The organism is Synechococcus sp. M16.1 (assembly GCF_014279895.1).
Classification (GTDB): domain Bacteria; phylum Cyanobacteriota; class Cyanobacteriia; order PCC-6307; family Cyanobiaceae; genus Parasynechococcus.
The window spans coordinates 316,201-328,910 of record NZ_CP047954.1; the positions used below are offsets into that span (position 1 = coordinate 316,201).

General features: G+C 61.4%; 10 protein-coding genes. 4 read left to right on the forward strand and 6 right to left on the reverse strand.

The window, feature by feature from the left end; all coding sequences use genetic code 11:
• Nucleotides 1–112: 112 nt before the first annotated feature.
• From psaA to SynM161_RS01610, 3 genes are all read left to right on the forward strand, one after another.
• Nucleotides 113–2,416: a photosystem I core protein PsaA gene (gene psaA, locus SynM161_RS01600; protein ID WP_115010450.1), complete on the forward strand. Its 2,304-nt coding sequence runs from the start codon at nt 113–115 to the stop codon at nt 2,414–2,416.
• Nucleotides 2,417–2,438: 22 nt separating this feature from the next.
• Nucleotides 2,439–4,652 carry a photosystem I core protein PsaB gene (gene psaB, locus SynM161_RS01605; RefSeq protein ID WP_114987216.1) on the forward strand — a complete coding sequence of 738 codons (2,214 nt, stop codon included), beginning with the start codon at nt 2,439–2,441 and terminating at the stop codon, nt 4,650–4,652.
• Nucleotides 4,653–4,829: 177 nt separating this feature from the next.
• Nucleotides 4,830–5,549, forward strand: a complete 720-nt coding sequence (locus SynM161_RS01610; RefSeq protein WP_255441846.1) for a DUF3598 family protein — start codon at nt 4,830–4,832, stop codon at nt 5,547–5,549.
• A gap of 11 nt (nt 5,550–5,560) precedes the next feature.
• Here SynM161_RS01610 and SynM161_RS01615 read toward each other — a convergent pair whose 3' ends face one another.
• The 4 genes from SynM161_RS01615 to SynM161_RS01630 form a co-directional block, all read right to left on the reverse strand.
• On the reverse strand, nt 5,561–6,541 hold the full coding sequence (locus SynM161_RS01615; RefSeq protein WP_255441847.1) for a cupin: 981 nt from the start codon (nt 6,539–6,541) through the stop codon (nt 5,561–5,563).
• 17 nt (nt 6,542–6,558) lie between these two features.
• Nucleotides 6,559–9,675, reverse strand: a complete 3,117-nt coding sequence (locus SynM161_RS01620; RefSeq protein WP_186541795.1) for an efflux RND transporter permease subunit — start codon at nt 9,673–9,675, stop codon at nt 6,559–6,561.
• A 108-nt stretch (nt 9,676–9,783) separates the two neighbouring features.
• Entirely contained in the window at nt 9,784–10,275 is a 492-nt protein-coding gene (locus SynM161_RS01625) for a photosystem I reaction center protein subunit XI (RefSeq protein ID WP_011363361.1), read from the reverse strand.
• Between the two features lie 43 nt (nt 10,276–10,318).
• Nucleotides 10,319–10,435: a photosystem I reaction center subunit VIII gene (locus SynM161_RS01630; protein ID WP_006851672.1), complete on the reverse strand. Its 117-nt coding sequence runs from the start codon at nt 10,433–10,435 to the stop codon at nt 10,319–10,321.
• Between the two features lie 90 nt (nt 10,436–10,525).
• Here SynM161_RS01630 and SynM161_RS01635 point away from each other — a divergent pair, with 90 nt between their 5' ends.
• The gene (locus SynM161_RS01635; RefSeq protein WP_186541796.1) at nt 10,526–10,993 is read left to right on the forward strand and encodes a HEAT repeat domain-containing protein; all 468 of its coding nucleotides are present in this window, start codon (nt 10,526–10,528) and stop codon (nt 10,991–10,993) included.
• Here SynM161_RS01635 and SynM161_RS01640 read toward each other — a convergent pair.
• Together SynM161_RS01640 and SynM161_RS01645 are read right to left on the reverse strand one after the other, a co-directional pair.
• Nucleotides 10,951–11,913: a glycosyltransferase family 2 protein gene (locus SynM161_RS01640; RefSeq protein WP_186541797.1), complete on the reverse strand. Its 963-nt coding sequence runs from the start codon at nt 11,911–11,913 to the stop codon at nt 10,951–10,953. The two genes, SynM161_RS01635 and SynM161_RS01640, sit on opposite strands and share 43 nt — an antisense overlap.
• A gap of 60 nt (nt 11,914–11,973) precedes the next feature.
• The gene (locus SynM161_RS01645; protein WP_186541798.1) at nt 11,974–12,702 is read right to left on the reverse strand and encodes a C40 family peptidase; all 729 of its coding nucleotides are present in this window, start codon (nt 12,700–12,702) and stop codon (nt 11,974–11,976) included.
• Between the last annotated feature and the right edge of the window lie 8 nt (nt 12,703–12,710).

Below are 12,710 nucleotides of genomic sequence, written 5' to 3' on the forward strand. Positions count from 1 at the left end.
CTGACGCCCGAACGCCGATTCCTTGCGAATCCTTGTTCGGGGCCCCGATTGGCTTCGGCCCTTCGGAGGGGTGGCCCACCACCTCGAAACCCGTCCCTCGAGGAACGACTCGATGACCATCAGCCCACCTGAGCGTGGGAGTGACGCGAAAAGCCAGGTCGAGAAGGTTGACAATCCAGCAACCTTCGAGCTGTTCGGTAAGCCCGGACACTTCGACCGAGCTCTCGCGAAAGGTCCCAAAACCACTACCTGGGTTTGGAACCTTCACGCCAACGCTCACGACTTCGACGCTCACACGAGCGACCTTCAAGAGGTCTCTCGGCGGATCTTCTCCGCCCATTTCGGCCACCTGGCCGTCATCTTCATCTGGCTCAGCGGTGCCTTCTTCCATGGCGCCCGCTTCTCCAACTATTCCGGTTGGCTTGCTGATCCCACCCATGTGAAGCCAAGCGCCCAGCAGGTCTGGGCCGTCTTCGGCCAAGAAGTCCTCAACGGCGACATGGGTGCCGGTTTCCAAGGCATCCAAATCACCTCAGGCCTCTTCCAGATGTGGCGGGCCTGGGGCATCACCAGTGAAACCCAGCTCATGGCTCTGGCCATCGGTGCCCTGGTGATGGCCGGCCTCATGCTCAACGCCGGTGTTTTCCACTACCACAAGGCTGCGCCGAAGCTGGAGTGGTTCCAGAACGTTGAGTCGATGCTGAACCACCACCTGGCAGGTCTGCTGGGTCTCGGTTCACTGTCCTGGGCTGGTCACGTCATCCACGTGTCTGCCCCTGTCACCAAGTTGATGGACGCCATCGACGCCGGCCAACCGCTGGTGCTGAATGGCAAGACCATCGCTTCGGCTGCAGACATTCCGCTGCCCCACGAGTTCTTCAATCAGGACCTGCTGGCGCAGCTGTATCCCGGCTTCAGTGCTGGTGTCGGTGCCTTCTTCTCCGGCAACTGGGCTGCCTACAGCGATTTCCTCACCTTCAAGGGTGGTTTGAATCCTGTAACGGGAAGCCTTTGGATGACCGACATCGCCCATCACCATGTGGCGATTGCCGTGATGTTCATCGTTGCCGGTCACATGTACCGGACCAACTGGGGCATCGGTCACTCCATCAAGGAGATCCATGAAGGTCAGAAGGGTGATCCCCTGCTGTTCCCTGCCACCAACGGTCACGACGGTCTTTACGACTTCATGACCAATTCCTGGCATGCCCAGCTGGCGGTCAACCTCGCCATCGGCGGTTCAGTGAGCATCATCGTTGCTCAGCACATGTACGCGATGCCTCCGTATCCGTACCAAGCGATCGATTACCCCACCCAGATCGGGCTCTTCACCCATCACATCTGGATCGGCGGCTTCCTGATCGTTGGTGCCGGCGCTCACGCCGCCATCGCCATGGTTCGCGATTACGACCCCGCCAAGCACATCGACAACGTGCTGGATCGGGTGCTCAAGGCTCGCGACGCCATCATTAGTCACCTCAACTGGGTCTGCATCTGGCTCGGAGCCCACAGCTTCGGCCTGTACATCCACAACGACACCATGCGTGCCCTGGGTCGTCCCCAGGACATGTTCAGCGATTCGGCGATCTCCATTCAGCCGATCTTTGCTCAGTGGATTCAGAACGTGCACGCCGCAGCTGCTGGCAGCACAGCTCCCAACGCCCTCGCGGGTGTGAGTGAAGTGTTCAACGGTTCCGTTGTCGCCGTCGGCGGCAAGGTTGCCGCTGCTCCCATGCCGCTCGGCACCGCCGACTTCATGGTTCACCACATCCACGCCTTCACGATTCACGTGACGGTGCTGATCCTGCTGAAGGGTGTCCTGTACGCCCGTAGCTCCCGCCTCATCCCTGATAAGGCCAACCTGGGCTTCCGCTTCTCCTGCGATGGTCCTGGTCGTGGTGGCACCTGCCAGGTTTCCGCTTGGGACCACGTGTTCCTGGGCCTGTTCTGGATGTACAACTCCCTGTCTGTTGTGATCTTCCACTTCTCCTGGAAGATGCAGAGCGACATCTGGGGAACGGTGAATGCCGACGGTTCCGTCGCGCACATCACCAACGGCAACTTTGCCCAAAGCGCCATCACCATCAATGGCTGGCTGCGTGACTTCCTGTGGGCTCAGGCCGTTCAGGTGATCAACAGCTATGGCTCGAACACGGCCGCCTACGGAATCATGTTCCTCGGCGCCCACTTCGTGTTCGCCTTCAGCCTGATGTTCCTCTTCAGCGGCCGCGGCTACTGGCAGGAACTGATTGAGTCCATCGTCTGGGCTCACAACAAGCTGAAGGTGGCTCCCGCCATCCAGCCCCGTGCTCTTTCCATCATCCAAGGCCGTGCCGTGGGTGTTGCCCATTACCTCTTGGGCGGAATTGCGACCACGTGGGCCTTCTTCCACGCCCACATTCTTGTGGTCGGCTGACCTCACCTGACCTCTCCCTCTAATGGCAACGAAATTCCCTTCGTTCAGCCAGGGTCTGGCCCAGGACCCGACAACCCGCCGTATTTGGTACGGGATCGCCACGGCTCACGACTTCGAGAGCCATGACGGAATGACGGAGGAGCGCCTCTACCAGAAGCTCTTCTCCACTCATTTCGGTCACCTCGCGATCATCGGCCTGTGGGTTTCGGGAAACCTGTTCCACATCGCCTGGCAGGGCAACTTCGAGCAGTGGGTCGCCGACCCCCTGCACGTGCGCCCCATCGCTCACGCAATCTGGGATCCCCACTTCGGTCAAGGCGCCATTGACGCCTTCACCCAAGCGGGTGCTTCCTCCCCGGTGAACATCGCCTACTCAGGCCTTTATCACTGGTTCTACACAATCGGCATGAAGACGAATGCCGAGCTGTATCAGGGTTCCATCTTCATGATGATCCTTTCGGCTTGGGCCCTCTTCGCCGGCTGGTTGCACCTGCAGCCCAAGTTCCGTCCTTCCCTGGCCTGGTTCAAAAACGCTGAATCGCGTCTGAACCACCACCTGGCTGTTCTCTTCGGCTTCAGCTCCATCGCCTGGACCGGTCACCTGGTTCACGTTGCGATTCCCGAAGCCCGCGGTCAGCACGTTGGTTGGGACAACTTCCTCAACGTTCTGCCTCACCCCGCCGGTCTTGGACCCTTCTTCACCGGCAACTGGGGTGTGTATGCCGAAAACCCCGATTCTCTGAATCAGGTCTTCGGTAGTTCCGAAGGTGCCGGCACCGCCATCCTCACCTTCCTCGGTGGTTTCCACCCTCAGACAGAAGCCCTCTGGCTGACGGACATCGCCCACCACCACCTGGCCATCGGTTGCCTCTTCGTGATCGCCGGCCACATGTACCGGACCAACTTCGGTATCGGTCACTCCATCAAGGAGATCCTCGAAACCCACAACCCCCCGAAGGGCACCCCTGGTGACCTCGGCGCTGGCCACAAGGGTCTCTACGACACCATCAACAACAGCCTGCACTTCCAGCTTGGTCTGGCTCTCGCCTCCCTCGGCGTGGTCACCAGCCTCGTGGCGCAGCACATGTACTCGATGCCGTCGTATGCCTTCATCGCGAAGGACTACACGACTCAGGCAGCCCTGTACACCCACCACCAGTACATCGCCATCGCGCTGATGTGTGGTGCCTTCGCCCACGGTGCGATCTTCTTCATCCGTGACTACGACCCCGAAGCCAACAAGGACAACGTCCTGGCCCGGATGCTCGAGCACAAGGAAGCGATCATCAGTCACCTGAGCTGGGTCTCCCTGTTCCTCGGTTTCCACACCCTCGGCCTCTACGTCCACAACGATGTGGTCGTTGCCTTCGGTACCCCCGAGAAGCAGATCCTGGTTGAGCCCGTTTTCGCCCAGTTCGTTCAGGCCGCCTCTGGTAAGGCCATGTACGGAATGGACGTGCTGCTCTCCAACGCCTCCAGCTCCGCCAGCCTTGCTGCCCAGAACATTCCTGGTGAGCACTACTGGCTGGACGCGATCAATGGCAACACCGATGTGTTCCTGCCCATCGGCCCTGGTGACTTCCTGGTTCACCACGCCATTGCTCTGGGTCTGCACACCACCACCCTGATCCTTGTGAAGGGTGCCCTGGATGCCCGCGGCTCCAAGCTGATGCCCGACAAGAAGGACTTCGGCTACTCCTTCCCCTGCGACGGCCCCGGCCGTGGCGGCACCTGCGACATCTCTGCCTGGGACGCCTTCTACCTGGCTGTCTTCTGGGCTCTGAACACCGTGGGTTGGCTCACCTTCTACTGGCACTGGAAGCACCTGGCCATCTGGTCCGGCAACGTGGCCCAGTTCAACGAATCCAGCACCTACCTGATGGGCTGGTTCCGCGACTACCTGTGGCTCAACTCCTCCCAGTTGATCAACGGCTACAACCCTTTCGGCAGCAACAACCTCGCCGTCTGGGCTTGGATGTTCCTCTTCGGACACCTGGTTTGGGCCACCGGCTTCATGTTCCTGATCTCCTGGAGGGGTTACTGGCAGGAACTGATCGAGACCATTGTCTGGGCTCACCAGCGCAGCCCCATCGCCAACATGATGGGTTACCGCGACAAGCCTGTGGCACTGTCCATCGTTCAGGCCCGTGTTGTCGGCTTGGCTCACTTCACGGTTGGCTATGTCCTGACGTACGCCGCCTTCCTGATTGCCTCGACTTCAGGGAAATTCGGTTGATTCCTTCCTGAATTAACCCGCGACGAGTCGTTCCTCGTTTCAAACGTCCCCATCCGGTTCGCCGGGTGGGGATTTTTGTTGTCTGTGCTTCGCAGTGGTTCTGTTGGACCGCGTTGTTGTTCTCGTCTTGCTCTGGGCCTTCTCTAACCTCAGGCCTCGATCGGGATCGGGCTGAACGTGGGCGAATGGGAGCACCTGCAGCGCAACGTTGGTGAGTGGCGCGGCTGGTTCGACAGCCTGGACCGGACACTTCAACGCACCAAGCGTCAGCCCTCCCTGCTCACGCTTAAACCGGCTCCCTCCGGTGTGCCACTGAATCTGACCCTGCTGCTCTGGCCTGAGGGAGCGGGATCGAGTTCTCCCCATCAACCGCCGACCGGCGAGCCTGAAAAGCGGATCGTTCAATGCTTCACGCGGCTGGATCCCGACATGGGGGTCTTCGGTACCGGTAGTTTTTCAAGGGGGACGCTGCACCGCTCCACCTGGACCAAGCTCTATGCCGAGTTCGGGTTCTTGCATGAGCAACGCCGTCATCGCTTGGTGCTGCTTTGGGATGGTGCGGGGCAATTGGATCGGATTGTGCTGATCCGTGAGTTCCTCGTTGGAAGTTCAGCCCTGGAACGTCCATCCCTGGAGCCAGATCAGCTGATCGGCGACTGGCGCTGCGACCACCCTTCGCCAGGGGACAACATCTGTTTTGCCGCAGGCGATCTTGATCGCTGGATCTTTTTGCCGGATGGAGGCGCTTTTCTGGCGCCGGCCCAGATCGATCCGCACCAGCCCTTCAACATCGAAGCGCTTTGGCTGTCGAGTGAAACGCGCCTCGAGCGCATGTCACGTCGCTATTCAGAACTCGGTGCCCTCAGCTCGGTGAACCATCAATTGCTCACCCGTTGAGGTTGGGTTGGCTAGGGGGTGTTGCTTAAGTCAGCCCGGCCTCTGTTGCTGAAGGCAATGTCGAGAGTGCGCAGATAGGTGTGCAGGCCGGCATCCTGAATGGGCAGCACGTAGGCGTCGGCGCCGGATTCGTTGTGGTGGGAGTGCCAGTAGCCGGGTGGGGTCACGAAGGCTGCGCCGGCTGCCCAGTCTTCCCGGTGCCCTTTGCGGATCATTCCGTTCTCATCCAGCTCGGTGCCGATCATCGTGTAGCAACCCGGTTGGCAGGCCACCGCAAAATCAAGGGCGATCGACTGGTGTCGGTGGGGCCGCTGCACCTGGCCTGCGGGGAGGATTCCCAACATGGCCCAGAGGGTGTGGGTGACGGTGCGCGTCTGAGGGAAGGCGTTGTTTCCCAACAGCACACTCACGCGATTGGCGTTGGCTCCGCGGGGATTGCTGGCGATGGCATCCAACTGCGCGCGAGCATCCTCATGGCTGTAGAAGCAGGGTTCGAACACCGGTTTCACGGTGCTCACCCCCAGATAACGAAGCAAGGGGGCATCGTGCACCCAATACAGGCCTGCGTGGGTGTCGCTGATGTGAATGGCTTCACCGCCCGCCGGAAGCACGAACGTGTCTCCCTCGCTCCAGTGAAAAACCTGACCACAGGCTTCAGTTTGTCCATGGCCTCGGGCCACGAAGAACAGCTGACTGGTCGCATCCGCATGGGTGCGCAGGGATCCCTGATCCAGTCGGATGAAGTTGCCGCAGAGCGATGGACCGGTGGCCGGGCCTTCGCAGTGCAAGTCGGCACTTAAATCAAGAGGTTGCAGGGCCGTTCCGGCTTGATCAAAAAAACTGGCCGAAAAGCTGCGGTAGGGGATCGTGCTGATCAGCCCCTGTTGCAGGGGATTGGCTGCTGAGGCGTAATCGAAGAACTGCGCCTGGGAACTGGTTGCCGTTGTCGCCCGTGGGGTGATGGTCATCGTTCCCTCCAGCAGCAGAACCATTGGATCGAGAGCGCACCCTACGCGGTGGGCCTTCGATCGCGTTTCAGCATCAGATAAACGGCAGGGATGGCAAACAGGGACAGCAACGAGGCCACCAGCAGTCCGCTGAACACCACAGTGCCAATGCTGACCCTGCTGGCGGCTCCAGTGCCCTGGGCAAACAGAAGGGGCAGGAAACCCGCCAGAGATGTGACCGCTGTCAGCAGGATTGGGCGCATCCGGTTCACGGCTGCATCCACAACGGCCTCGCGCAGGGCCAGGCCTGCCGCCACCCGCTGGTTGGCGAACTCCACGATCAGAATTCCGTTCTTGGCCGCCAGGCTCACCAGCACCAGGAGTCCCATCTGGCCGTAAACATCCAGTGGAAGGCCCCGCAATTTCAAGCCGATCAGAGCCCCGAGCAGGGCCATCGGCACCGTGAGCAGGATGATCAACGGGTCAATGAAACTCTCGTAGAGAGCGGCCAGCAGCAGATAGACCACCGTCACGCCGAGGGTGAACAGCACCCAGGTCACCTGCTCAGCCCGTTGTTCCTCCAACGCCAGGCCCGTGAAGGCCAGGCCGATGTTGCTGCCTCCAATGCGATCACCGGCCTGGGTGAGGGCATCGATGGCTTCACCGCTGCTCACCGTTGGCGCCGGGATGGCCGTGATACGGATGGCCCGGTTGAGTCCGAAGTGGCGAATGTTGTTAACGCCCTCCTCACGGGTCAGTTTGGCCACGCTGGCCACTGACACCAGCTCACCGCTGCGGTTGCGCACCATCAGCCCGGTGAGGTCTTCCGGCCGACGTCGCTCGCTGCCTTCCAGCTGCAGAACAATCGAGCGGATGCGACCGTCGTTGTAGGTGTCATCGATGTAGCGGCCCCCGAAGGCGGTGCCGATCTCCCGCAGGGTTGCGCCGTAGTCGAGGTCGAGAGCAGCCAGTTGGTCGCGGTCGAGCTCAAGCCGCCAGCGGGGGAAGCTGGCATCAAAGCGGGAGCTCACCCGTTCAAATCGGTCCGTCGCCTTGGCCGTCTGGATGAAAGCGTCGGCGACTTGGCCGAATTGCTCCAGGCTGAGTTGCCCTCCGCTGCGGTCCAGCAGTTCCAGCGAAAGTCCTGATTCACTGCTGAAGCCCCGCACGGTTGGTGGGGTGATCAGCACGACCCTGGCCTCACCAACCCGTTGTTGAATCTTGCGATTGAGACGGCGTTTGATGGCGTTGCTGCTCTGCTCTTTGCCAGGTCGATCCTTGAGTGGCTGGAGGCGCAGGTAAAACGAGCCACGGTCTTCTCCGCTCTGTCCGAAGGAGCTGCCGGCATAAAAGTTGCCGGTGCGCACCAGGGGCTCTTCGCTGACGACCCGTCGGATGTCGTCCATCACAGCCACGCTGCGCTCAAGGCTGGCGCCATCGGGGAGGGTGAAGTAGCCGCGGATCTGGCCTTGGTCGTCATCGGGGATGAACGCCGTTGGCATCACCGCCAAGCCTGAGGCTGTGATGACAAGGCCGCTCAGCAGCACAAGGGCGATGCGTCGCTTGTGCTGCAGCCAGTGCTCGAGTTGTTTCGCGTATCGGGATTGCAGGGTTTGCATGCCCTGCCGAAGCCAACGGCTGAGCTTGCCGATGGCCCCAGGAAGACGGCCGCCCCCTGGGCCCAACACCCGGGCACAGGCCATTGGGGTGAAGCTGAGCGCATTCAGGGTGGAGAACAGGATCGCTCCGCTGATGGCCAGGGCGATCGGTTGATAGAGGCGTCCGATCGATCCAGGAATGAGCAGCACGGGGAGGAACACTGCTGCCACCACCAATGAGGTGGCCACAACGGCCGTTGCCAACTCAGTCATGGCGTCTTCGGCCGCCTGTTCGGGGGGTGTGCCCCGTTCGATGCGTCCGGCGATGTCTTCGCTCACGACGATGGCGTCATCCACAACGATCCCGGTGGCCAACACCAGGCCAAACAGGATCAGGCTGTTGAGATTGGAACCGCTCAGTTTCACCAGGCTGAGGCTTCCCACCAGCGCCACCGGCACGGCAAGGGCAGGGATCAGGGCGAGACGCCAGCGGCCCAGAAACAGCACCAGCACCACCAGCACCAGCAGCACGGCATCGCGCAAGGTGATGAAGGTGCGATCGAGGTTGGCCTGAACCGTGTCGGCCACATCCACGATCATTGAGACCTCGATGCCCGGAGGAAAGCTCGCTTCCAACTGCTTCAGCTTGCGCTTGATCGCCCTGCTCACCTCAAGGGCATTGGCCCCATCGCGCTGGTAGATGCCCACGGCCACCGAACGCTCGCCAGCCAGATTCATGGCCTCGCGTCCGTAGTTGCGCTGTCCGAGGGCAACCCGTCCCACATCCTTCAGGCGCAGCAGCCCGCCGTTGTCGAGCCGGCGCAAGACGAGATTCTCGAAATCCGATTGGCTGCGAAGACGTCCTTCCGCTTCCACCGGAAGGCTCAGCACTTGGCCCTTTGGAACTGGGGCAGCTCCGATGCTGCCAACGGCAGCCAAAACGTTTTGTTCAGCCAGGGCTCGGCTGACATCGCCAAGGGTGAGGTTGGTCTGTTCGAGGCGTTGCGGATCCAACCAGAGGCGATAAGAGAGTTCACTGCTGCCGAAGATCCGCACATCTCCGATGCCTGGTGTGCTGAGCAGCGCGTCGCGAAGGGTCTGGTCCAGCCAGCCCGTGAGAAAGGTGGGGACGTATTGATCCGGCGGGTGGTTGAACCCCAGGATCATCAACAGGTCTTCCGAGGAGCGCCGCACCTGGAGCCCCTGGCGCGTCACGGCCTGGGGCAACCGGCGGCTGGCCAGGTTCACCTCGTTCTGAACCTTGATCGCATTCAGCTCGGGATCACCCGCGTTGAAGCGCAACGAGATGCTGGCGCCGCCCTGCCTGCTGGTTGAGCTGATGCTTTCGACCCCTTCCAGGCCATTCAGCTGTTGTTCCAATACCCGGGTCACGCTCTGCTCCACCACCTCCGGTGAAGCCGCCGGGAAGCTGGCGCTAACACTCACGCGGGTGGGAGCGAGGGGCGGAAGATCCTCCAGTCCCAGGCCGAACAACGCCGTGCAGCCCGCCAAAAGGATCAGCAGGCTGCAGACGACCGTCAGGACCGGCCGCCGAAGAAACGGCTGGGAGATCGACCGCACCGGGGCGTCTCAAATGTGAATGAATCCTGCCAGGAAAAATCCCCCGATCGCCTGCAATCAGGCAACCGGGGGATGAATGATTTTGGTTGGCTGTTTTATTGGATGGTTTCAGCCCACGCTCCAGACACCAGCAGCAATCTTGAACAGTTCCTGCACGTGAACGGTGTTGCAGAGGAACCAGGCGAAAACGGCACCGCCGCAACCACCCAGCCAGAACCCACTGGTGAAGTCAGCCCAGCCGGTGCGGGTGAACAGGTCGGCGGGGGGATTCTCAACCGTCACATCTGCAGGGGGGATGTTGGGTTGCTTGCCTGGCTGGTTGTAGAGCAGGAACAGCAGGCTGAGGATGTGCACGGCGCCGATGGCAGCCAGCAGACCAGCGGTTTGCTGGTACTCAGTGGCACGCAGGGGACCACAGATGGTGAAGGGGCCGTAGAGCAGATAGCCGAAGGCTGCACCAGTTTCCAGACCCCGGAAGTTCGGAGAAATTCCGGGGCGGTACAGGGGCAGGTTGTTGATCAGGCCCTTGATGAAATAGCCGCTGTTGACGGGTGTCGCAAGGTTGCCGACGCAGGGATCAGCAGCAGGAGTGACGGTCATGAGGTACGAGTGCTGAGGGGTTGAAACGGTCCGCAGGTCGCGGTCACTCGGCAGCGGTGATCACTCGACCAACAAGGACGATGAACACTGCGGGGAACACGATTCCGGTGATGGGCACGAAAATCGCAGGCAGCCAGGCAGCAGCGAAATCTCCAGTCATGTCGAGGCCAAAAGCTTCGCAGCTACTGTAAGTAGGACCGTTCTGACGGCCTGCTCTAGGCCCCGACGGCGACATAAAAGTTCAATCCGCATGCAGAACGTTCTCCTCCCCGGTGCCGTCGTGCTGCTCACGGTGGTGCTCTGGTTGCGCAGGAAGCCGGTGAAGCCGATGCTTTCCAGCACGGATGCCAGCCGTGTCGCACAGATCAATCGTGCCCAGTTGGAACTGGTGATTGAGCCCGCTGCTGATGGGGAATTCGCCGATGCTTCCCTGGAGTCCTGGACGGCGCCGAGCAGTCCCTTGGAGCGTCTTGCCCTGGAGCGTCGTCTCAAGGCTGATATGGAGGCTGGACCCGAGGAGCGTTTGCGCGCTGTTCGTTTGGCCGCCCGATGGGGACACCGTTCGGCGCTGCCCCTGCTGCGCCTGGCGCTGCGGGACAGCGATGCGCGAGTGGTGGAAGCAGCTGCCGCTGCGATCGCACCGTTCCGCGGCGCGCCGGCCGCTGCCCCGATCCGTCAGCTGGCTCGGCCGCCGCGCAATGTTTCGCGGATGCGATAAATCGGGCGATTCTGGCTTTCGTGGTAGGTGCGGATCAGTAGTTCGCCCAGCAGTCCGAAGCAGAACAGTTGAATGCCAGCCAAGCCAAGCACCACCGCCAAGGTGAGCAGTGGGCGATTGGCAATGTCGCCTCCCATCACCTTGATCACCAGCAGATAGGTGCTGGTGATCAGGCTTGCGGCGATGGCCAGCAGCCCCCCGAAGCCGAACACGTACATCGGCCGGGTCAGAAAACGCTTCATGAACCAGACGGTGAGCAGATCCATCAGCACACGGAAGGTGCGATCGATCCCGTACTTGCTGCTGCCGAACTGACGCGCCCGGTGGTTCACCTTCACTTCGGTGATCCGTGCACCCTCGATGAAGGCCAGGGCGGGAAGAAAGCGATGCAGCTCCCCATAGAGCCGCATGTCTGAGAGCACCTCGCGGCGGTAGGCCTTGAGGGAGCAGCCGTAGTCATGCAGCCGCACACCGGTTACCCGGCCGATCAAGCGGTTGGCGATCCGGGAGGGAAGTTTGCGCTGGAGGGCGGCGTCCTGGCGCTGATGGCGCCAGCCACTGACGAGGTCATACCCCTCTCGCAGTTTGGCCAGCAGCATGGGGATGTCGGCTGGATCGTTCTGCAGATCTCCATCGAGGCTGACGATCACCTCTCCGCCAGCCACATCAAACCCAGCCGCCATGGCTGCGGTCTGGCCATAGTTCTTGCGCAGCAGTACAGCCACCACTTCGGGCACTTCGGCGCTGAGCTTTGCCAGCACTTTCGCGGTGCGGTCGCTGGATCCGTCGTCGACCAGAACCAGCTCAAACGCCTCATCGGTTGGACGCAGCGCTGAAAGGAGCTGCTCGACCAGATGAGGCAGGCTTTCCTCTTCGTTGTACAGCGGCACCACCACCGAGAGATTCAGGGGTGCACTCATGCCGGTCGCGCTGCGAGTCGCTCAACTTAAGCAGGGGCCCGGTTCATCCGGCAGCCAGCGTCAGGAGAGATGCGATCCGTCATGGCAACGCACCACACGGCCTGCGCCGCGGAATTCAGCCCTGTAGTGGCAAGCCACCGGGTGTTGATCGCTGCTGTGCAAGCTGTCGATGCCGATCCCATTGCGCCCATGGTCCTGGCCTGAGCTGTGGCGGTAGCGGCCCTCGCCGAGATGGATCCCCACATGGGTGCAACGCCGCTGTGTGCCAAAAAACAGCAGATCTCCAGGGCGCAGCAGGCTGTGATCGTCGGGCAGAGCTGCAACAGGTTGGCAGAACCGCTCCTGTTGATAGGCATCTCGCGGAATCCAAATGTCCTGGCTGGCGAAGGCCATCTGCATCAGACCGGAACAATCCATGTCCGGTTCTGTGGTGCCTCCCCAGAGGTAGACATTGGGGCGCTGCTGGGCGGTTTCGCTCCAGGCGAGCACGCTGGGCAGACGTCGTTCAATCTCCGTCGCGCTCAGCGGCGACGGTCGCCAGGCTGCGCATCGCTCAGCTCGCCCCAGAACCGCCTCGAGTTCGAGCCAGCAGCGGTAGCCATCCTCCAGCAGCTGAACAGCGATCCTCTTGGGCTGCCTCTCCAGAATGCGAAAACGGCGTCCACGACAGGCCTGGGTGGTCAGACTCGCGCCGTCAGATCGCGAATAACCATTCACGTCAGCGCACAGCTGCCAACTGGAGCCTGTCTGAATGAGGTCCGGGGCCAGCAGGGTGCCTAACGTCGCCATGGCCCAAT